We start from the raw sequence: 21,217 nt of genomic DNA on the forward strand, positions 1-21,217 counted from the left end.
AAGGATATATTTTACTTATAGCTTATTTGTTAGATCTTCTTCAGAAAGTGCTTTTGCCAAATCAATGATTTTCCGACGTACCTTAGCATCAGATATATTCGTGAAAGCACGCATGAGTTGGATTCCTTCGCTGCTAGAGCAAAAATCCATAAAGTTGTTATCGCTTTCAGCAAAACCTTCGACATGTTGGGAGTCAATACCTTTATCAAAAAAGTAAGAAACAGGGACATCCATAATTTCTGCAATCGCTTGAAGACGGCTTGCACCAATACGGTTTGTCCCTTTTTCGTATTTTTGAATTTGCTGGAAAGTGATGCCTAGCTTTTCACCCAATTTTTCTTGGGTAAGTCCTAAAATATTACGACGTAAACGAATACGGGTTCCGACATAGATATCTATAGGATCGGGGTTTTTTTTAGTCTCGGTCATAATGCAACTCTTTAAATTTCTAGCACTTCACTTCTAAATCAACATCAGTTTTATGTGAGGTTGATTTATCATACAATAAGATACATGTAATAATTTTTCCCAACGTTAATGGTACGCATAACATGATACCGTACATGGGCATTTGATCATTTAAGCTGTTTTGTAGAACCAAAACCAATGCGGTATAGTAGCATAAGAATGAATAAAATGAAAGTAGAGAATATTCTGTATTCATTGTTCCATATGGGGATAACGGGTGATGGAATTGGCGAATCAATAACGCCAACAGCATTTTGTTGGAGAGCTACAATAATTCGTCCATAAGAATCAATGACAGCCGATATTCCATTATTGGCTGCTCGTATGAGGGGGATTCCCAGTTCAACTGCACGAAGTTGTGCTTGTTGAAGATGTTGGTAGGGGCCGGGTGTTATCCCAAACCAGGCATCATTTGTCACATTAATGATTGCTTGAGGAGGAGAGCCTTTAAAAGTCATTTCATTGGGAAATATTGCTTCATAACAAATTAGCGGAAGATATGAAAACCCGTTCGGCATCATAACAGTTTTGCGTATACTCGCAGCACTATATCCACCAATATTATCAGCAAGAGCATACAATCCAATTTTTTTGAATAAATTCTGATAGGGAAGATATTCACCAAAAGGAACCAGATGAAGTTTATCAGAAGTGTTTAAAATATCACCTTTAGCATTAATGACTGCAATTGTATTAAAATATTGTGTTTGTGCATGAAGAGGATCATTACTAGCACGTATAGCGCCAATAATAGCCCATTGTTTGGGCTTGAGAAAAGAGGCAATGTGCATTGTGATAACAGAGTTATCATAGAGAAGATAAGGAATGGATGCTTCAGGCCATACGATAAAGTCCGGTTCTGGATTCTGATCCGCTGTTGATGTTACACTCAGGTCCATGTGAGCTGCAAATATGGCTTCTCGTGTTGTATTGCTCAATTTTGTGTTTTGTTGGATAGAAGGTTGAATAATGCGTACCCAATGGCTATTCTTTTTGTAATCAGTTATGTTAGGTGCAGAATTGAGACGATAAAATCCAAAACCGCTGTGGGCTAATATAAGCGATAAGCAAAAAACAAGTGCCGATTTCTTTTTTTCATCCGTTAATAAAACAGTAGGTAAACTATAAATTAAAACGGCAAGAATATTCATTCCATAAAGTCCCAAGATTGCATCGGATTGCATGAACATAGGGGTTGGCATAATTGTGTAACCAAGAGCATTCCATGGAAAGCCTGTGAACAAGATAGAGCGCAACCATTCTGCTAGTCCCAGTGCAAAAGCCAAAACAAAAAAGCGTGCTATTCCTTTTGTCCATAACAAGCCGACAATGAAACCAGCAAAAAACCAATAAAGAGAAAGATAGAGGGGAGGGAAAAAAATAGCAAATGGCACTGCCCATCCAAAAGCAACAGGATCTGTCAACAAAGCATTACTCAGCCACCAAAGGCTGCAGATAAAATAACCAAAGCCAAAGGTTCCACAGCTTAAAGCGTAGATCAGAAGACATTTTTTTCTGTTTTGAATAGCACTTATTTTATCAAGTAAAACAATGAAGACAGGGAAAGTTAAAAAGCAGAGAGGTGTCAAATAAAAGGGTGGAAGTGCAAAAGATGAAAACCCACCACACAGAAACAGCACTGCTTGCCGTTTCCAACCAGTAACGGAAAGCGAAAAAACTATGAACCGGTTTAAAAACGCTTGGCTATTCTTTGGAGATGACATTTTGTTTAAACTTTTCATTCTCTTGAATACGAAAAATGCGCAATCGCTTAATCCGACGTTTATCAGCTTCTAAAATACGGAATCGATAACCTGGAACCGCTTCAATGACTTCACCTTTTGCAGGAATGCGATCAAGAATGGAGACAATCAAACCACCAATAGTATCAACTTCATCACCATATTCTCCTACGATAAAATCAGGACCAAGAGCTTTCTCCACATCTTCTAGTTCGGTTTTCGCGTCAACAAGCCATTTATTATTTGGTTCGCGCACGATAGCATTGTCAACATCATCATGTTCATCTTCGATATCACCAACGACCAATTCGACAATATCTTCCATAGAAACTAAACCATCTGTACCACCATGTTCATCAATTACCAAAGCCATTTGTGTTCGTGTGGTTTGCATACGTGTTAGTAATTTGCTTGCAAGCATGGAGCCAGGAACGAAGAGAACTGGTCGAATAAGATCTAGTTCACCAATTGGGGTATACAAATCCGTATGGTTTAACTGCAATGAATCGAATGTCTGTTTGGTTTGAGCCGATTTGGTAATAAAGTGCGCTATATAATTAAGGATATCGCGGATATGAATCATTCCCCGTGGATCGTCTAAGGTTTCAGCATAAACAGGTATGCGAGAATGTCCAATTTTTGCAAAACATTTAAGGGCTTTTCCAAGAGGGGTATTTATATCCAATGCCTCGATTTCAGAACGTGGAATCATGACATCATCAACGCGTGCTTCACGCAAGCGTAGAATATTATGCAGCATAGTACGTTCTTCAGGTGAGAAGAGGGCAGTGTCTTTTTCATTGTTAGCAGTGAGTGCAACGGTAAGATTATCACGCAGTGATGTAGAATTGCGGCCACGTAAAAACGAAAACAAATGATTTATCAGGGAGTGTTTTTCTGTATGATTTGCTTGTTGAGGCGAATGTTCTTCAGTATGAGAAGGCGTTTGATTATTATTTTGTGCATTCACTTTATTTTCCATGGTTTTGAGATCTTTTAAACTTTCTTTTTATAAGAGAGATAAGGTGTTTTAAATTGTATGATTGTGATATTGATTTAAAAAGTTAATTTTTATCATTTTAAGATAATTCAGCATAGGGATCATTTATGGAAAGCTTTAGAAGAATTTCTCTTTCGAGCTCTTCCATTTGACACGCTTCATCATTTGTTTCATGGTTATAGCCAAGCAGATGGAGGATACCATGGACAATCATATGCGTTAAATGGTCCTGAAAAGATTTTCCTTCTTTCTTTGCTTCAAGAACGACAGTTTCTTGCGCAATAATGATATCACCAAGCATGAGTCCAGGTGGATCTCCAGCTTTAAGGGGCAAAGCAGGAAAGGATAACACATTGGTGGATTTGTTTTTATTGCGCCATTGTGCATTGATCTGTGCCATATGTTTGTCATCTGTAAAAAGCAGGCTGATTTCGCTTACAACATTTTCCAATGAAAGATGGTGCATTGTCGTTTTTAATGCTTTTTCGGTGATATCATAAAGCATTTTCTCATTATTCCACCTAGCATTCTCAACAGTTATATCAATAGTAATCATGATCAATCAAATTCACTTTTTTGACGAAGAGCATGAGAGTGGCATTTCTTTGTTTTGTGCTTCAGAATTATGATCATAAGCCCGGATGATAGCGGCAACAAGGGGATGGCGCACAACATCTTTTTCATCGAAGCGAATAATTGCAATATTTTCTATATTTGAAAGAATACGTATTGCTTCAATTAAACCTGATTTTTGTCCTGCAGGCAAATCAATTTGGCTTACATCACCGGTAACGATCATGCGTGCGCCTTCTCCAAGACGTGTAAGAAACATTTTCATTTGCATGGACGTGGTATTTTGTGCCTCATCAAGAATGATAGCTGCATGAGAAAGTGTTCGTCCACGCATGAAAGCAAGAGGAGCAATTTCTATGACACCAGAAGCTAAAATACGTTCTACTTTTTCGACGGGCATCATATCATAAAGAGCGTCATAAAGCGGACGTAAATACGGGTCGACTTTTTCTTTGAGATCACCGGGAAGAAAGCCAAGATGTTCTCCAGCTTCAACCGCCGGACGTGAGAGGATAATTCGTTCAATGATGCCATGCTCTAAAAGCATTGCAGCGTGAGCAACAGCAAGATATGTTTTTCCTGTTCCTGCTGGCCCTACACCAAAAACAAGTTCAGTGTGTTCCATTGCACGTATATAAGCATCTTGTGTTGAGGTTCGGGCATGGATTGTTTTTTTATGGGTACTCAACCGTGCTGGTATACGTTTTGTTGCAGGTTGTGTTGTTGTTGGCGATTCTTGCTGTTTATATAGCAAATTTGCCATGGCAATCGCTCCTTCTATATCCGATAAAGTGAGCTCTGGATATGTTTTAACGCGTTCATAAAGCTGCTGTAATACATATTGTGCGTGCTTTATAGCAGCAATATTTCCACGGATTAAAATTTCATTACCACGTGGATGAATGCTAAGTCCGAGTTTTTGTTCGATATAAGCAAGATTTTCGTCGAGTTTACCAAAAACCGCTTTTGCATATTGATTGTTTTCAAAAATTAAAACAACATCTTTAACATCTGCTGCGTTTGCTTTTCCCAAGATACCAGTATTTTCAGGATAGGTACTTATTTTCTCTTTAACGCACTTTATCTTTTCGGTTGAAGCTTTCAACCTATTCTCCCATATCCACCAAATGTTGCACATTTTCTTGAGTAAACTTTGTTTTGAACGAGATGTCAGAGGTCTCTTTATACATTTGCTATTTCACCGACAAAACTGTTTGAGCCTGCATTTTTAATATGGATGGACATCACTGTGCCCGTAGAAGCCTCTGTATCTACTACAACAGGTAAAAGCCAAGGTGAACGGCCTACCATTTGCCCAGAGTGACGTCCAACTTTTTCGATGAGAACATCGGTTGTTTGACCAATTTTAGAGCGCAAAAATGCATTTTGCTGTTCAAGAAGAAGAACCTGTAAATGTTGGAGCCGGGCATCTTTTACAGCTTCATCAACATGATTTTTCATTGTTGCACCAATTGTTCCAGGGCGAGGTGAATACTTAAAAGAATAGGCTGAACTGTATTGCACTTGTTTAATAAGTTTAACGGTTTCTTCAAAGTCTTCATCTGTTTCTCCTGGAAATCCCACAATAAAATCGCCTGAAAAAGCAATATCGGGTCGTGCAGTACGGATTTTTTCGATAAGATGAAGATAATGAATGCTTTTATGTTGGCGATTCATCGCTTTTAAGATGCGATCTGAACCCGATTGGACAGGAAGATGCAGATAAGGCATCAATATGTCAAGATCTCGATGTGCGGCAATAAGACTGTCATCCATATCACGCGGATGACTGGTTGTGTAACGCAGACGCTTTAAACCATCCAGTTTGGCAAGATGATAGAGAAGATCACCAAGACGCCAAGTTTTACCATTAGCAATTTGTCCGTGCCAACCATTGACATTTTGTCCAAGCAGCGTAATTTCTTTGACACCAGCTTCAATGAGCTGTCGGGCTTCCTCGGTAATTTGCTCGACAGAGCGGGATATTTCCGCACCGCGTGTATAGGGGACAACACAAAAAGTACAAAATTTGTCACAGCCTTCCTGTACTGTTAAAAATGCACTAACGCCTCGTTTTCTTACAGCACGTTTATTATGAGGCGGTAAATGGGCAAATTTATCCTCAACAGGATAGTCTGTTTCAACAATTTTTTTCCCCTGTTTGGTTTGTTCTAACAAATCCGGCAAGCGATGATACATTTGGGGTCCAATGACGAGATCCACCATTGGTGCACGGCGCAAAATTTCATTGCCTTCAGCCTGTGCAACACAACCAGTCACACCGATCATTAAGGGTTTGTCAAGTGTACGTTCTTGACGCATTACCCGTAAGCGACCAAGATCAGAATAGAGTTTTTCAGCTGCTTTTTCACGGATATGGCAAGTATTGAGAAGAATAAGGTCGGCGTCATTTGGTGTTTGTGTAGCAACATAACCCTTTGAACTGAGACTATCGGTCATCCGTTGGCTGTCATAAACATTCATTTGACAACCATAGGTTTTAATAAAAACCTTTTTAGGAACAATAGAGGGCGTATTTTTAGGATTTGCTTTATTCATAATTCATGTCTAAATGTTTTTTACACAAATCTCAATCTTTTTGCTTAAAAGTTTTTTGCATAATGATTGCATCTACGCGGCTGTTTTTTGATTGGTAGTAGGCAAGACGTTTGGAAATTTTTTGAAATTCAAAACGTTGATAAAGTTTCAAAGCAGAAAGATTGGTTTCTTCTACCTCTAGGAATAGTTTTATAGCGCGCTCTTGGTAAAGATGGTGAAGTGTACTATCGATAAGCAAGATGCCAATTCCTTGTCGACGATAATGAGGATGGACGGCAATAGTGATGATTTCTGCTTCATCAAGAATGAGACGGCATAGGCAAAAGCCTAAAATTTGATTAGGTCGCCCAATGAGAGAGGCTTTGTATCCGAAGATAGAGTGATCTTGTAAGAAGTGATCAAATGCTTGTTTTTCCCAAGCAGGGATAAAACAATGCTTATGAATTTTATGAAGGGAAATGCTATCATTAGCTTGTAGCGGAGCAACCCAAAAATGCTTTTTTGTCAATGAAAATTTGGACATTATTTTTTTCTTGGTAAAGAAAAACCGGTTTGTTGTTTTATGTCAGCACTCCGTAGATAGAGTGGACAGGGACGGTCTTGTGGTTGTTTGCTTGCAGCAAGGTGAGCATAACTTACAATATCAGCTGCTTCGCATAAGGTTTGATCTAGTATGACTTTTTTGTTTATCCTGTTATTTTTAATATGCAGTGCAACGATATGAGCTGCTGGGCCAGTTAGTCTTATTTGCTGCGGTAAATCTTTGATGATATTTTCGATTGTTTTTAAGCCAGGTTCCCCCAAAGGAGTGAGATCTTCGTTGAAATTTTGATGATAAAACATATCTCTACCGGCTTCAATGACAACGCTGATTGCTAGTGTAGTATTTTTATTGGTTGCATGCATTGCTAATGCTTCAAGTGCGCTTACTCCAACAGCTGGTATTTCTAGTGCTAGCGCTAAAGCTCTTGCTGTTGAAATGCCTACACGCACACCGGTGAATGATCCAGGTCCAATATTGACAGCAATACGATCAACTTGACTAAGAGTCATATTGGCTTGTTCCGTTACTTGTGTGATGTATCCAATAAGTTTTTCAGCATGTCCTTTGTTCATGCGCTCGCTGATACGGGCAATGACAGATTTATGACGAATGAGCGCAACGGCGCAATAGATTGAGGCAGTGTCTATGGCAAGGATAAGCATAAGAATATTCTCGTTAAATAATATGATAAACAAAAGTCCTGCTGTATTTTTTACTCTTTGTTTTATTAGTGCATTTTGCAATATTTTAAAAAAGTTGCGAAATGGATAGACAACATTATTTTTTTTGAATGTTTTACTATGGGCGGTCGCATATTCAATATGTTTTTGCGTGGTATGTTTCTTGTCTACACAAATAAAGAGCGATCGTTAAATGGAGTTAGGTTTTTCGCAAAAAAGCGATATCTTTTTCTCATTGGATGTAGTGGTTTTTGCTTTAAGCTTCATTTCTTTTGTAACAATAAAGTACATGCAACCATTTGAAAGGGAGAAATCATGAGATCATATTTGTTTTTTCCCTATAAGAGCATATTTCATGAGCCTTTTGTAAAAACTTTATTTTAGTTAGAGCAGAGTTTTTTGATGAATTCTGTATTTTAGTATCATGCTCATTAATTAGCAATTGTATACTAAAAACCGATTGAATAAGCAGTTTGATAGTTTGCTATTTAATATGAATGCGCATTGGATTTTTTGTATAGAATAATGAGAAATCTTTGGAACTTTGATTTGGTTTGGTGAAAAGACTGCGTCAATATTGACAAATCTTTGGGTTGAGTGCGTGCTACGTTGAAAAAAGCAAAAGCATTTTAGGGGGCTCTTTTAAAATGTTATAGGGTTCAAATCAATCAATTTTATCATAATAAGGCTAAAAGCTCCCATAAAGGAGGAGCAAGTTGAAGCTAAAATAACGCACCATCCTCCTTTTTGAATGAGCGTAATCAACGCCTAATCGCAAAGCTGCCATTGAAATGACAGTGAAAAACTGCGCAATAAGTTTGATCAGGTTGAATGCTATGACAGGAATAAGTCCGCTGAGCGGATAAGCATCATGATAGTAAAAGCAATGATAAACCATGTGACGAGAGTGTGTAGACGAAAGGTGTGTTTGTGCTGATCGGCGATAGATGATTGACAGGGTAAAATAACAGAGACTAACATTAAAATTCACACCAGTTTGACAATTGTTGCAATTTGAACGCTCACAAAAGAGACAGATGTTGTTGCGACCAAAATCTATATCTATAGTACAGCATAAAAAAACATGCCTGCAAGCACACTGTGTTGACTAAGCGACAAATTTAAAAGTGGATGTAAAAGAGGAGAAGTAAATAATCAGAACCCCTAAACGAGCCGTAAAAGCAATTGATGCAGCTACATCTTCATGTTTTGCTTTAATGACAAGCGCAACGGCGACGATAGCTGAATTGCTACAAATAGCATTGCTGCAAGCGATTGGGATTGCTAAATACTTAGAAAACCCGAAGTCTGTCAATGACAAAGCTTAGGATAATCGTTACAAATATAACGAATATGATGCCAGCAAACAAATTCCAACCGGCTGAAAGAACTGCGTTAATGCTAATTGCTTGCTCCTAGAAGACCAACAATAGCAATTTTGAGAAGTGCTTTTGCGCAAAAGATTATCCCTTTTTTAAAATATGGTGGCAAAGTAAAACAACTACGGGTAATCTCTCTTCAGAGAATTGCCAAAACAGGACTCTCAAGCCACGCTTCTGCGAAAAGCTGTTTTTCTAAGATTTCTAAACTATAAACTAAGACTGATATGAGCACACATGTTAGAATACCAAGACTAAAATTGTTTAGAAGTGAGAGATTTTTTTTGATCACTTTAATAGTCTCTATAACAAAGAGATAAAAAGCAATAAAAGAAAATTTTAAAGATTTGTTCTTGCCTGTAAGGCTGCAGCCAAGGTTCCATCATCAAGATAATCTAGTTCACCTCCTACGGGTACTCCATGGGCAAGTCGCGTAATTTTAACTGAAAAATTGGAGAGCTGATCCGTGATGTAGTGAGCTGTTGTTTGTCCTTCAACCGTAGCATTAACAGCTAGAATAATCTCCATAATTGGATTCTGTACAACGCGCTGAACTAAGGAAGTGATGTTGAGTTCATCAGGTCCTATTCCATCTAATGGTGAGAGCCGTCCGCCTAAGACATGATAACGGGCTGCCAAAGTTCTCGCACGCTCAAGAGCCCAGAGATCAGCAACATCTTCAACAACAATAATTGTTGTATCATCGCGGCGAGGATCTCTACAAATCGAACAAGGATCAGTGGTATCGACATTTCCACAAACAGAACAAATGCAGACTTTATCTACAGCTGCTTGTATAGCTGCTCCTAAGGGCTCCAGCAATGTCTCCCTTTTTTTGATAAGGTAAAGTGCAGCACGACGCGCTGAACGCGGACCAAAACCTGGTATCCGCGCTAAAAGCTGAATGAGGCGCTCAATCTCAGGTCCTGCAATGTGCTTAGACATACTCTTATTCCATTAAATAAAATCCGATTTATGAGAACGGAAATTTGAAACCCGATGGAAGCGGTAAACCTGCTGTCATGCTTTTAGTTTTTTCTTCCATAGCTATTTCGATTTTTGTTTTGGCGTCATTATGAGCTGCCATAATCAGATCTTCAAGAATTTCAGATTCTTCAGGTTTAAGTAGTGAAGGATCAATTTTGATTGCTGTTATGGTATTCTTGCCGTTTAAGGTGACGTTGATAAGTCCACCGCCGGCAGTACCAATCATTTGCAGATTCGTCATTTCTTCTTGAATTTGCTGCATTTTTTCTTGAATTTCTTTAGCTTTTTTCATCATGCTCATCATATCACGCATAGGAATAGGTATCCTTATTCATCATTGATATCACTTTCATTTTTAAAGGTATTTGGGAGTAAATCAAGGTCGTTTTCCTGTTTATTTAAGCGAATATCGACAATTTTTGCTTCTGGGAAATGGTTGAGAATTTTCGCAATATCAGGATCTGCTTCTGCATTTGAAAAAAGAGTCTTTTGGACAGCCATACTTTCTTCTTGTAGGGTTGGTCCTCCTCCTTCATTAACAAAGGTTATAGTCCAGCGTTTTTCGGTCCATTGAGATAGCATTTTTTTTATATCACGAGCAAGTGAACGTGGAGCATTTTCAGCAAGCCTTAAAATAATATGCCCTGGTTCAAAAGAAACAGGATGAACAAATTCTTTAACAAGAAGTTTAAAAGGAATCTCATTGTACTGTTCAGCTAATTTAATAATATCATGCAAGGAATCAATAATTATGGTTTTTGGGCCAAAGATTTCCTCTGTTATTTGCGTGGAAAGATGCGGTAAATTTGCACTATTTTCAGCAAGGTTGACAGATTGAGCAGTTTCAAGAATTTTTGGTATTCCAGGGGAGTTAGTGCTTTCGGGAATTTCAACTTTTAGTGAAGCTTCCGATTGTAAGGAGCGATTTAATTGATTTTCGAAGGATGTTTTTAAATTTGGCTGGTTTAACGAAGCATTTGAAATGCGTGGAAAGGAACGGGCATTTACAGCTGCTATTTTTGTTGTATTACCCACACTTGTGGACTCTTGATGAGAAGAATTTTCGACAATTGTGAGAGATGTTTTTTCTTGTGTAAGCTTTTTTAAAGCTTCATCAAGAGTTGGCAGATCGGCAGTGTAAGCAAGACGAATCAATAACATTTCAGCAGCTTGAAGTGGGCGCGTGGTCTCGCTCACTTCCTGTAAGCCTTTGAGTAACATTTGCCAGTTTCGCGACAAAACAGGGACAGAAAGTTTTTTTGAGAAATCTAAACTTCTCGAATGCTCTATTTCAGTAAGCGAGAGATTTTCGGCTATTTCTGGTGTGAAACGTAAACGTGTGACCAGATGGTTGAAATCGGCTAATTCTGTCAATATGGTGAGAGGATCAGCACCTGCATCATATTGACTGCGTAATTCATGCAATGCATTTACAATGTCGCCCTTCATGATGAATTCAAAGAGATCAATAATGCGTGCCTGATCAACTAATCCTAACATTGCGCGCACTGCAACAGCGCTGATGTTGCCATTGCTATAAGCAATCGCTTGATCAAAAATAGACAGTGCATCACGTGCAGAGCCTTCCGCAGCGCGTGCAATCATGGAGAGCGCTTGATCTTCTACTTTTATGTTTTCATGTTTAGCAATCTGGCATAAATGCGCACTTAAAATTGCCGTTTCAATACGCCGTAGGTCAAAACGCTGGCAACGTGAAAGGATCGTAATAGGAACTTTACGAATTTCTGTTGTTGCAAAAATAAATTTTACATGTGGCGGTGGTTCTTCAAGTGTTTTCAATAAGCCGTTAAACGCTTGTGCTGAGAGCATGTGCACTTCATCAATAATATAAACCTTATAGCGTGCAGAAACAGGGCGGTAACGTATTTGTTCAATAATTTCACGAATATCATCAATACCCGTATGTGAAGCCGCATCCATTTCTATAACATCGATATGGCGTCCTTCGATGATTTGTGTGCAATGTTCACCAAGTGTATTCAATACAGTCGTTGGCTGGTCAATATCTTTGGTTTTGTAGTTGAGCGCTCGTGCTAAAATACGGGCTGTTGTGGTTTTTCCTACTCCGCGAATTCCCGTTAGCATCCACGCTTGTGCAATACGCCCTGTTTCAAAGGCGTTAGTAAGGGTGCGCACCATTGTTTCTTGACCAATGAGGTCAGAGAAATTTTGAGGTCGATATTTACGAGCAAGAACGCGATAGGTTGTTTCTACCGGCATATTTTTCATCAATGATTCCAACTTTGAAGCGTTTCTGAGTACATTTCTATAACACACGAGTACAGGCTAATCCTGCACTCTAGTATAAAAGGATTTTTTCTCAATCAATTTATTTTTTTGAAGAAGTGAAATCATTTGTCTAAATACAACCAATACCTCTTTATTTGCTATACATAAATGATGCTCTGAAAATTGAAGATGCTGAACTGAAAAATAACAGAAATATGATTTATCCATTAAGATAGGAGGCTGGAACGATGACCCGTACCAGAACTCGTTGGGGCTGCTTCTTTCCAGACCTGACCCGGTTGGCGAGCAGTGCGTCCACCACCAACCTCCCAAGCTCATATTGTCTATTTAAAATGAAAAATCAAGCTAGGAAATGAAGAATATGAAAAGAACAATCCAAAATTTTTTCTTTGAGCCTAATTTTTGTATGATGGATTACAAAGATGTCAGAGATTTATCAATTTTCATTGAAGAAACATTCCGCATTGAACTGGTATAAACAAAGCATTCCCTTTGTTTGATATAATAATTTGAAAAGAAGATGCTCGTTGGCTAAGATTTGTTTAGGGATTTATTGATAGAAGGGCCTCTTTTTGAAGTTGTTCAACGAATTATAGAAAGTCTGTAGCAGCAAAAAAGAGGGGAAAAAGTATCCAGGTCATTTAATTTGTTGAAGTTTTAGAAAATAAGGAGGAGAAGATTGTTGCTGAATAGCGCGATGTGATTCACATCTTATCGCTTTAAATGGCTGATAAATTCTTTAACAGTTAGAGAAAAAATAAGGTTAGTCTTTCTTTGAGTAAACTTGAATAGCAGTAATCTGAAACGCAGTTCGATTGTGATTTTTAGCATGACTAAAACAAAAACTAGGATTGCTCATCAGTACTGCGGTATTCATTTTACTATTAGAATGTTAGAGCATAGCTGCAATTTTTTTTACCATCCTTGGATCAAATGTGGAACACACTTATAGATCTAAAGCGGCGCTTTTTATTGTTTCTCTGCTTGTATATGTGATTTATATACGATGGAGTTTATAACAAATTTTGAGAGGAGCTAACACCAAAGGTTTATGCTATGTTTTTATTGAGAAAGTTTGCTTTGATAACAAAAACACTGGACAATTCAGTTTGCCGCAAAAAATTGTTTAAGTATAGTTTTATCGGATCATTTGATTTTGTTGGAGAAGTATAAAAATTCGAACTTACAGAAGTTTAGGGTTGGAGAGTTCATTACGCCTTATTGTGAAAAAGACCCACCTGAGCAATTGGGCAGGCCTATTCAAACTCTTAAGAAATATTACCAATCATAACTATCTGTATTGCAATTTTTTCCAGTAATCTTTTTCTTTGTAATATTTTTAACAGTGTAATTTCCGGATGAAGGGAAGCTTAACGCAAGAGATGTTACATCTTTAAGTATAAATATCTTATTTTCTTTATCATGCGTTATTTTATTTTCATCGTCAGCAACAATTTTTAATTTATCTAAATCAGAAGGGGCGGAGTACGATAAAGTAAAGGATGCTTTCTTGGGTTTAAATGCTTGACAAGAGTATACAACGCCTTGATGTACTTTATCAGAGCTTCCAATAGTAACACTTTCATCTGGAGTAAAATCCCATTTTTTTTCACTAAATCCAGCAAACGCAACAGTAGAGAAAGCGATAATATTTACAGCGAATAGTCCTTGAGTGAAAATTTTTTTCATTGTGTTTTCCCCTTTTATCCTAAAAAAATTAGTTATAAATCAGTTTTTATAAAGATGAAAGGTTGAATTTAACTCAGAAATGTAGAGGTAAACTGGACTTGCTGGCTTTCTTGATAAAAACCATTTTGAAAATTCCCTAAATTCGAGGTATTTGAAAGCACTTGTGTTTGACTTGTATGTGATAGATTCTGATAGTAATTTAAATTGTCTTTTGACCTGATTTAAAACTTTACAGTTATTCTTTTGGATAAATTACTATGGACGACCATTTGTATTCTCAACGAACTCCCTTTTATATGAGGGGTATGAATACTTCAAAATTTTTATTTTCGGTGTTTGTGTCGTTTCTTTGTATTGGTTTTTTTCGCTGAATTGATGTCCATTATGATATAATTTTTGAAGGAATGTTATTGGGATAATTTGCGCATTTTGTTAGAGGATGCCGTCGCTCGTTTCTTTCTTCAGTTTCCATTATGAAAAAGAGTTTAGCAGAAAAGAAAGCAAGCTTTTCGAAGGCGAGTTGCATTATAGAATCTTCAGGATATCCTTCGATGTCAACGAAAAACTGTGTTGCGTTAAAATTTCTGCAAATTTGGTAGCTTTCTAATTTTGTCATATTGATACCATTTATGGCAAATCCTCCCATAGCTTTTTTAAAAGGACAGGCTAGAACATTGCGACTCCAGGCTAGGGCGTTGCGGACTCAAAAAAAGAAGGCTGGTGATGATGCCGTTTTGGGGTTTGGGCACGTGTTGTTGAGAACGTGAAAGGATGACAAAACGGGTAATATTATGAGGACTATCTTCAACATATTTCTTTCAATAATATCAAGTCCATAGAGTTTTGCTGCAATCAGAGGTGCTAGAGCTGCTTGTGAACGTTTCGCGTTTTTTTTTAATAAATTTTGCAGCTCCAGCTGTATTAGCAAAGGTGACAGGTTTCCAGCCATTTTTACGTATGATTGATTGCACGACATTGTGCAAGGGCATGTATATGGCTGTGAATGGTTTCAATTTCTTTACGTGTAACGCTGGTTAAAAGCATTAATTGAAAATGGATAGGTAAAAAATATTCACCAACTAATTATAGAGGGATGATTATGCTAAAACAAGGTGATGAATATCCGCAACGCCGCCAGAAAGCGTATTTTCAATAGAAATCATAGCAAGATCAGTTTGCCCCTTTTCTACTAAGTTGAGTGCGTCTTCAAAAGTAGCAGAAGGGATAGCCTCCATATTTGGAAACATATTGGAGCAGGCAATATGCAAATTGGCGCCAGATTCTCTTTAAAACGGAATTTTATCGTTTTTTTCAGTTGTCTTCACGCTAAAACCTTGCGTACCCTCTCAAGATCATATTGGGTATCGACCCCTAAGGGAATTGTATCGATTATCTCTACATCGATACGCATATTATGCTCTAGTGCGCGTAATTGTTCAAGTTTTTCACGTTGCTCGAGTGTAGAAGGTTTGAGCGCTACAAATTTCTCAAGCGCTTCGCGACGATAGGCATATATCCCAATATGATGGTAAAGGGGACCATCTCCATAAGGTGCTGTTGCGCGGGTAAAATAAAGAGCACGAAGGCGATTTTGAGAAAGCGGTGTTCCAATAATTTTGACAACATTTGGATCTGTTTTTTCATCTTTCTCCACGATTTTGGCACCCAAAGTTGCAATATCAGTTAAGCTGTTTTTTAAAGGGCGTAGAGCACTGATGATTTCATGGGGAGTTATCGTTGGCAGGTCACCTTGTACATTCAAAATGGCATTGTAGCATCGTTCAGGATCAATATGGTTTAAGGCTTCATAAATGCGATCAGATCCAGATTCATGATGGCTAGATGTCATGATACATTCATGTCCATAAGCTATAACGGCTTTGGCGATATCATGATGGTCTGTTGCAACGATAGTACGTCCCAATGCGGCTTTTTTTGCTTGTTCAGCAACATGAACAATCATCGGCTTTCCAGCGATCTCAGCGAGAGCTTTTTGGGGGAGACGGGTTGAGCCTATACGGGCGGGGATGACAATAATTGGTTTAAGAGCCATTGCAAAATTCCAAATGCCGTGTGTGTGATGTGTTTATAATATTGTGTTTTATAGAGAAAAAGCTTAAACTAAAAGCAGTAATGAAAATATAAACGTTTGAATTTTTATGAATCGTTCGACAGTTGCCTATTTTATTTTTGCTTGTCTATTTTTGCTGATTATTTTGGTGGGAATTTTTACACTCAGCAACATGGTTTATGATCACTCTGCATTGGTTCAACCTGCTTATAAGGTTACAAAAAGTGATGTGCTCAAGAAAAAACAGCTGACATCTGATATTTCTTTGTCATTGAACGATCGTCTTCAACAAGGAAATCTTGAAAATGGGCGTAAGATTTTTCGTCAGTGTGCTCTCTGCCATACCTCGAGACAGAATGAAGTTGGCCGTGTTGGTCCAGCACTTTGGGGGGTAGTTGACCGTCCTTTGGCGGCTACAACAGGTTTTGCTTATTCACGTGTACTGCGTGCAAATTCTGATAAGAGATGGGATTTTGTGACTTTGGATCGTTATCTGCAATCTCCACGTGAAGCGTTTCCAGGAACAATTATGTCTTTTCGTGGAATTAAAAATGATCAAGATCGTGCTGATCTTTTGCTTTATTTACGCAGTTTGTCCGATCATCCTGTTTCTTTGCCGATGCGATAAAAAGAAGACAAGCCAAGTTGAATGTGCCAAAAGCGCTTATTTTACGAAGAGATGCAATGGGGTTTTTGTTTGTAATTTGCGTTTCATGGATTTATCAAAAAAGTTATTATTGATCATCATTTAAAATTAACTCGATCGACTATATCGGAAAATGGGAATAGAAAATAGCAGCTTATATTTTATATTCTCCGACGTTTTTTCCTGATTATACCGACACTAATTGGTATCTTAACAGTAACGTTTATTATTATTCAATTTACGCCAGGAGGACTTATTGAAAATATTGTCGCTCAGTTACAAGGAATAGGTGGTGATGCTGTAGGATGAGTAGGTGGGGGAGTGATTCTGGTCTTTCTTCTGATGTCGTTTTGGATGATGCACATGTTGGATCGTTTTCTTCGGGAGTTTTTAAATATCGTGGTGCGCAAGGATTTTGATCCAGAATTTATTGCCAAACTTGAATAGCAATTTGGATTTGATAAGCTGCCGTTGGAGCGTTATTTGACAATGCTTGACCTTTATCTGTGTTTTGATTTTGGGGATTCTTATACACAAGGACGTTCGGTTATTGCGCTTATAGAGTGCTTTACCTGTTTCTCTTTTACTCGGGTTTTGGCAATTGCTGATTTCCTACGTTATTTCTATCCCGTTAGGAATCTGTAAAGTTCTTAAAGAGGGCTCGGCTTTTGATGTATGAACAAGTGCTGTTATTATTATTGGTTATGCAATCTCCAAGCTTTCTCTTTGATATTTTTAAAATGGTGATTTTCCTGGAGGATCTTTTTTAATTGGTTTCCGTTAAGCCATTTAACTTCCGATAATTTTGACCAATTATTCTTTGGCAGTAAAAATATTAAGCTGTCTTTATCATTTGGTTCTTCCGTTAACGGCAATGATCGTTTCTGCTTTTGCTACAACGACCTTGCCAACAAAAATTGTTTTCTGGAAGAAATTCATCAACAGTATGTTATTACAGCATGTGCTAAGAGTTTAAGCGAACGCTCCATTCTTTGTGGCCATGTTTTTCGCAATACAATTTAAATTGTAATTGCCAGTTTTCCTGCAACTTTTATGGCATAATTTTTAGTGGGGCTTTATTGATTGAAATGCTCTATTCGTTAAATGGTATGGGGCTTTTAAGTTATACGTCTATTGTCAATCGTGATTATTCTGTTGTATTTGCCTCTTTTTAGCTGGGGTTGGTGGTCGTTATGGTTCTTTCTCTTTTTATGTTTTGTTCTTTTTCGGCAGAGTTCATTGCTAATGATCGTCCAATTATTGCTTCTTATGGGGAGCTACTCTTTTCCATTTTTTTGATTATTTTAATGAAAAGTTTTGTGGAAATTAGCCATAGCAGATTTTTGTGATCCTTTCATTCAAAATGAAATTGCTCAGCATAGTTGGGCGTTGTGGCCGCTGGTGCGTTTATTCCTATAACACAGTCGTGGAAATAGAACGGTAGCATTGGCTCCTCTTTTTTGGTTTCAAAGTAAAGAGGAGCGTTATATCAATTATGCGCAGGGAAGCGCTGATCCAGAATGTACAATGAGCCGGTGGAATTGGCTTGAAACAGACAATCTGACACAGGATATTTTCGCCCATGTTTTATACGGTTTTAGAGTATCGATAACTTTTAGTATTCTTTTAACGGTTGTTTCTACTATCATTGGTGTGATCGCAGAGGCTGTTTAGGAATATTTTTGTGGTTGGATTGATTTAATCTTCTAGCACTTAATTTAAAATATGGTCTTCAGTGCCGTCACTTTATTTAGTTATTATCATGGCTGCAGTTTTGGCAAAGAGCTTGTAGGTTTTGTTGGGGGTGGGTATGCTCCTTTTTCAATGGGTGACATTGGTTGGTGTGGTGCGGGAGAAATTTTTACGTGCGTGCAATTTTACTTATGTCGATGCTGCACGTGCTTTAGGGGTTCCTAATGGCACTATATGGTGCGGCACTTATTGCTAAATGCGATGATTGTTGCTTTGACCTATTGCCTTTTTTATTAACATCGGGGGTTTCATTGCTTATATCCCTTGATTATTTGGGGTTTAGTCTTCCTTCCTGGTTATGCTTCTTTCGGTGAATTGATGTGGCAAGCTACCACTCATTTGAACGCTCTCTGGATTAGTATTATAGATTTTTTTGTCCTTGCTGTTATATTGTCGTTGTTGGCGTTTATTGTTGAAGGCCGTGCGAGGATGCTTTTGATCCGCGGAAAACATTACAATGACGAATTTGCTTTCAGTACGTAATTTTTCGTTTGCATTCCGCCAGGGACAAGAAAAAATACATTATTGAACAAGTTTCGTTTGAGATTAAAGAAGGGGAAACGGTTGCTCTGGTTCTGGTGGGGGGAATCTGAATCTGGTTCTGGAAAATCGGTAACAGCACTGTCTATTTTGCAATTATTGCCTTTTTTGAAAAGGCTTTATCAATCAGGAGAAATTATCTTTAATAACAGGGATTTATTAAAGTAAAAAGAAGAAAATTTACGTAAAGTGCGTGGCAAAGATATAACCATGATTTTTTAGGAGCTGATGACCGCTCTTAATCCTTTGCATAGTGTAGAATGCTAAATAGGTAAAGTTCTCAAAATGCATTCAGATATGACAAATTAATTACTGCGTGCACGGTTATTGATTTGCTGACTGACAGAGAGAGGAATTCATGAACCACAAAAACATTTGGGTTTATTTTCTCACCAATTATCAGGTGGGCCAACGGAAGCGTGTCATGATTGCAATGATGGATTGCCAATAGCCTACGATTATTGATTGCTGATGAAGCCGACAACGGCACTTGATGTAACCGTTCAAGCGCGCATTCTTGAGCTTTTGGTACAGCTTAAAAAGCGCAATAATTATGTCGATCTTTTTGCTACCCATGATTTAGCCGTTGTGTGCTGTATTGCAGATAGCATCTATGTGATGAGAAAAGGAAAAATTGTTGAAATTGGTCCAAAAGATGAATTGTTCGAAAACCCTCAACAGCCAGCCCTATACCCTATACGAGACAATTTTTGGCAGTAGAACCTAAAGGTCATCTCCTTCAGATAGATGAGAAGGCCCCCATTTTGATGCAAGGCAAGAAAGTTCATGTTTATTTTCCAATTAAAAAGGGTTTATTACAACGAACAGTTGATTATGTGAAGGCTGTTCAGGATATCGATATTACAATTCGTGTTGGTCAAACGCTTGGTGTTGTAGGTGAATCGGGTTCAGGAAAAACCACGTTAGGGCTTGCACTGATTCGAAAGTTGTTTTTCAAGGGCCAGATCATCTTTGATGATATTATATTGATGTGAGCAATTTTACTTTTAAGAAAATTGCGTTCTTTACGCTGTCATATTCAGATTATTTTGCAAGATCCTCTTTCGGTTTGCTTTCTCCGCATATAACTGTGAGTGAAATTATTGCTGAAGGGTTATCAATTCATGATCCGCAGCTCTCTTCTTCTGAACGCAATGACTGTGTAATTGCAGCTTTACATGAGGTTGGTCTCGACCCTTATACCCGATACCGTTATCCCCATGAGTTTTCTAGTGGACAGAGACAGCGGATTGCCCTTGCACGTGCAATTACCTTCAAGTTTCGCTTTAATTATGATGCTTGATGAACCAACATCTTCTCAGGCACAGATCATTGATCTTTTTACATTATTTACAACTAAATATCATTTAGGTTATCTGTTTATTAGTCATGATTTGAAGTTTGTCAAAGCACTTGCACATGAAGTGATTGTTGTGCGCAATGGAGAAATGGTTGAGCATGGTTTTACTCATCGTATTTTTTCTCGTCCCAAAAATTTTTATACACAGACTTTGATAGATGCTGTATTTGCACTGGAATCTGGCCGCTTATAAGTAATGATATTAAATTGCGCTAACAATCCATTATAGAGGAGAATTTTTCCTACCAAGGGTTCACCAATGTTTGTGATAAGTTTAATGGCTTCCATTGCTTGCAGAGTTCCGATGACTCCAGGTAAAACACCCACGATTCCGGTTTCAGCACATGTTGGGATAGTGCCAGGAGGTGGTGGGTTGGGGAATAAATCACGATAGTGAGGGTTATTGTCTTTATAAGGCATAAGCACCGTCAGTGAGCCGTCGAAACGTTCTACAGCACCGCTTATTAAAGGTTTTGCGCATTGAGCAGCATGATCAGCAAGTAGATAGTGTGTGGCAAAATTATCACTTCCATCAACAATGATGTGGTAGGCGTTTAGCAGTTTATCCACATTACTTTTATCTAAGCGTAGGCTGTGTTTTTCAACCATAACATGAGGATTTATTGCTTTTATAGTGGCTTTAGCACTGTCGGTTTTACATTGGTTAATTGTGCTTGTTTTGTGAATAACTTGGCGTTGTAAATTGGAAAGCGAAACGATGTCATCATCAACAATTCCAAGAGTGCCAACACCTACGGCAGCCAAATAGGTGAGAACAGGAGCACCAAGAGCGCCTGCACCAATAACCAGAACGCGTGCAGCTTTGAGCTTTTGTTGTCCCACACCACCAATTTCAGGTAAAATGATGTGGCGTGCATAGCGCTCGATTTCCTCGCTGCTTAAGTTTGTCTTAGCTTCTTGTGTCATAGGATTTCTCTTGTCATAATTCCTTTATT

Annotated in this window: 15 protein-coding genes, 1 other RNA gene and 5 pseudogenes; 4 read left to right on the plus strand and 17 right to left on the minus strand. The window is 38.1% G+C overall.

The genetic code is table 11. From position 1 onward, the window contains the following. Positions 1–15 precede the first annotated feature (15 nt). The 16 genes and pseudogenes from MF1_RS01035 to MF1_RS01110 all read right to left on the minus strand — a co-directional run bounded on the left by MF1_RS01035 (position 16) and on the right by MF1_RS01110 (position 15,945). Positions 16–429, minus strand: a complete 414-nt coding sequence (locus tag MF1_RS01035) for a helix-turn-helix domain-containing protein (RefSeq protein WP_014923734.1) — start codon at positions 427–429, stop codon at positions 16–18. A 146-nt stretch (positions 430–575) separates the two neighbouring features. Beyond that, the gene (lnt, locus tag MF1_RS01040) at positions 576–2,210 is read right to left on the minus strand and encodes an apolipoprotein N-acyltransferase (protein WP_161510266.1); all 1,635 of its coding nucleotides are present in this window, start codon (positions 2,208–2,210) and stop codon (positions 576–578) included. Continuing rightward, positions 2,173–3,192: a hemolysin family protein gene (locus tag MF1_RS01045; protein ID WP_161510267.1), complete on the minus strand. Its 1,020-nt coding sequence runs from the start codon at positions 3,190–3,192 to the stop codon at positions 2,173–2,175. The genes lnt and MF1_RS01045 overlap by 38 nt, the downstream gene beginning before the upstream one ends. A 97-nt stretch (positions 3,193–3,289) precedes the next feature. Further along, positions 3,290–3,766 (minus strand): rRNA maturation RNase YbeY, encoded by a 477-nt coding sequence (gene ybeY / locus MF1_RS01050; RefSeq protein ID WP_161510750.1) that lies wholly within the window; start codon positions 3,764–3,766, stop codon positions 3,290–3,292. 12 nt (positions 3,767–3,778) lie between these two features. Beyond that, positions 3,779–4,888: a PhoH family protein gene (locus tag MF1_RS01055; protein ID WP_161510268.1), complete on the minus strand. Its 1,110-nt coding sequence runs from the start codon at positions 4,886–4,888 to the stop codon at positions 3,779–3,781. A 77-nt stretch (positions 4,889–4,965) separates the two neighbouring features. Further along, entirely contained in the window at positions 4,966–6,342 is a 1,377-nt protein-coding gene (gene miaB / locus MF1_RS01060) for a tRNA (N6-isopentenyl adenosine(37)-C2)-methylthiotransferase MiaB (RefSeq protein WP_161510269.1), read from the minus strand. 31 nt (positions 6,343–6,373) lie between these two features. Beyond that, positions 6,374–6,865 carry a ribosomal protein S18-alanine N-acetyltransferase gene (gene rimI, locus MF1_RS01065; RefSeq protein WP_161510270.1) on the minus strand — a complete coding sequence of 164 codons (492 nt, stop codon included), beginning with the start codon at positions 6,863–6,865 and terminating at the stop codon, positions 6,374–6,376. Next, a complete protein-coding gene (gene tsaB, locus MF1_RS01070; protein WP_161510271.1) occupies positions 6,865–7,548 on the minus strand; it encodes a tRNA (adenosine(37)-N6)-threonylcarbamoyltransferase complex dimerization subunit type 1 TsaB in 684 nt (227 codons plus the stop codon). The genes rimI and tsaB overlap by 1 nt, the downstream gene beginning before the upstream one ends. Positions 7,549–8,208: 660 nt before the next feature. Then, a pseudogene (locus MF1_RS01075) lies at positions 8,209–9,237 on the minus strand (YeiH family protein). A gap of 47 nt (positions 9,238–9,284) precedes the next feature. Next, positions 9,285–9,890 carry a recombination mediator RecR gene (recR, locus tag MF1_RS01080; RefSeq protein ID WP_014923743.1) on the minus strand — a complete coding sequence of 202 codons (606 nt, stop codon included), beginning with the start codon at positions 9,888–9,890 and terminating at the stop codon, positions 9,285–9,287. Between the two features lie 28 nt (positions 9,891–9,918). After that, on the minus strand, positions 9,919–10,245 hold the full coding sequence (locus tag MF1_RS01085) for a YbaB/EbfC family nucleoid-associated protein (protein WP_011179036.1): 327 nt from the start codon (positions 10,243–10,245) through the stop codon (positions 9,919–9,921). Positions 10,246–10,259: 14 nt separating this feature from the next. Continuing rightward, positions 10,260–12,182, minus strand: coding sequence for a DNA polymerase III subunit gamma/tau (locus tag MF1_RS01090; protein ID WP_161510272.1), 1,923 nt, complete (start codon positions 12,180–12,182; stop codon positions 10,260–10,262). 232 nt (positions 12,183–12,414) lie between these two features. Next, positions 12,415–12,512: signal recognition particle sRNA small type (gene ffs / locus MF1_RS01095), an RNA gene on the minus strand. 969 nt (positions 12,513–13,481) lie between these two features. Continuing rightward, on the minus strand, positions 13,482–13,892 hold the full coding sequence (locus tag MF1_RS01100; protein WP_014923745.1) for a hypothetical protein: 411 nt from the start codon (positions 13,890–13,892) through the stop codon (positions 13,482–13,484). 382 nt (positions 13,893–14,274) lie between these two features. After that, positions 14,275–15,160: pseudogene (locus MF1_RS01105) on the minus strand (prephenate dehydratase domain-containing protein). 53 nt (positions 15,161–15,213) lie between these two features. Continuing rightward, positions 15,214–15,945, minus strand: a complete 732-nt coding sequence (locus tag MF1_RS01110; RefSeq protein ID WP_014923746.1) for a 3-deoxy-manno-octulosonate cytidylyltransferase — start codon at positions 15,943–15,945, stop codon at positions 15,214–15,216. Positions 15,946–16,051: 106 nt separating this feature from the next. Between MF1_RS01110 and MF1_RS01115 the strand changes: the two genes are divergently transcribed. The 4 genes and pseudogenes from MF1_RS01115 to MF1_RS01125 all read left to right on the plus strand — a co-directional run bounded on the left by MF1_RS01115 (position 16,052) and on the right by MF1_RS01125 (position 20,454). Beyond that, a complete protein-coding gene (locus MF1_RS01115) occupies positions 16,052–16,591 on the plus strand; it encodes a c-type cytochrome (RefSeq protein ID WP_161510273.1) in 540 nt (179 codons plus the stop codon). Positions 16,592–16,765: 174 nt separating this feature from the next. Continuing rightward, positions 16,766–17,778, plus strand: a pseudogene (locus MF1_RS06735) (ABC transporter permease subunit); the annotation flags it as partial. 10 nt (positions 17,779–17,788) lie between these two features. Next, positions 17,789–18,822: pseudogene (locus MF1_RS07215) on the plus strand (ABC transporter permease subunit); the annotation flags it as partial. Next, positions 18,819–20,454, plus strand: a pseudogene (locus MF1_RS01125) (ATP-binding cassette domain-containing protein). The pseudogenes MF1_RS07215 and MF1_RS01125, both read left to right, overlap by 4 nt. Here MF1_RS01125 and MF1_RS01130 read toward each other — a convergent pair. Beyond that, a complete protein-coding gene (locus tag MF1_RS01130; RefSeq protein WP_161510274.1) occupies positions 20,400–21,188 on the minus strand; it encodes a molybdopterin-synthase adenylyltransferase MoeB in 789 nt (262 codons plus the stop codon). The pseudogene MF1_RS01125 and the gene MF1_RS01130 overlap by 55 nt on opposite strands. Between the last annotated feature and the right edge of the window lie 29 nt (positions 21,189–21,217).

It is taken from the genome of Bartonella quintana, from assembly GCF_009936175.1.
Taxonomy (GTDB): domain Bacteria; phylum Pseudomonadota; class Alphaproteobacteria; order Rhizobiales; family Rhizobiaceae; genus Bartonella; species Bartonella quintana.

Excerpts from the sequence above, each read along its gene's own strand:
- MF1_RS01035 (WP_014923734.1), bottom strand. The coding sequence starts at position 429 with ATGACCGAGACTAAAAAAAACCCCGATCCTATAGATATCTATGTCGGA.
- MF1_RS01090 (WP_161510272.1), bottom strand. The coding sequence starts at position 12,182 with ATGAAAAATATGCCGGTAGAAACAACCTATCGCGTTCTTGCTCGTAAA.
- tsaB (WP_161510271.1), bottom strand. The coding sequence starts at position 7,548 with ATGCTTATCCTTGCCATAGACACTGCCTCAATCTATTGCGCCGTTGCG.
- MF1_RS01045 (WP_161510267.1), bottom strand. The coding sequence starts at position 3,192 with ATGGAAAATAAAGTGAATGCACAAAATAATAATCAAACGCCTTCTCAT.
- ybeY (WP_161510750.1), bottom strand. The coding sequence starts at position 3,766 with ATGATTACTATTGATATAACTGTTGAGAATGCTAGGTGGAATAATGAG.
- MF1_RS01115 (WP_161510273.1), top strand. The coding sequence starts at position 16,052 with ATGAATCGTTCGACAGTTGCCTATTTTATTTTTGCTTGTCTATTTTTG.
- MF1_RS01110 (WP_014923746.1), bottom strand. The coding sequence starts at position 15,945 with ATGGCTCTTAAACCAATTATTGTCATCCCCGCCCGTATAGGCTCAACC.
- rimI (WP_161510270.1), bottom strand. The coding sequence starts at position 6,865 with ATGTCCAAATTTTCATTGACAAAAAAGCATTTTTGGGTTGCTCCGCTA.
- MF1_RS01085 (WP_011179036.1), bottom strand. The coding sequence starts at position 10,245 with ATGCGTGATATGATGAGCATGATGAAAAAAGCTAAAGAAATTCAAGAA.
- lnt (WP_161510266.1), bottom strand. The coding sequence starts at position 2,210 with ATGAAAAGTTTAAACAAAATGTCATCTCCAAAGAATAGCCAAGCGTTT.
- MF1_RS01130 (WP_161510274.1), bottom strand. The coding sequence starts at position 21,188 with ATGACACAAGAAGCTAAGACAAACTTAAGCAGCGAGGAAATCGAGCGC.
- MF1_RS01100 (WP_014923745.1), bottom strand. The coding sequence starts at position 13,892 with ATGAAAAAAATTTTCACTCAAGGACTATTCGCTGTAAATATTATCGCT.
- recR (WP_014923743.1), bottom strand. The coding sequence starts at position 9,890 with ATGTCTAAGCACATTGCAGGACCTGAGATTGAGCGCCTCATTCAGCTT.
- miaB (WP_161510269.1), bottom strand. The coding sequence starts at position 6,342 with ATGAATAAAGCAAATCCTAAAAATACGCCCTCTATTGTTCCTAAAAAG.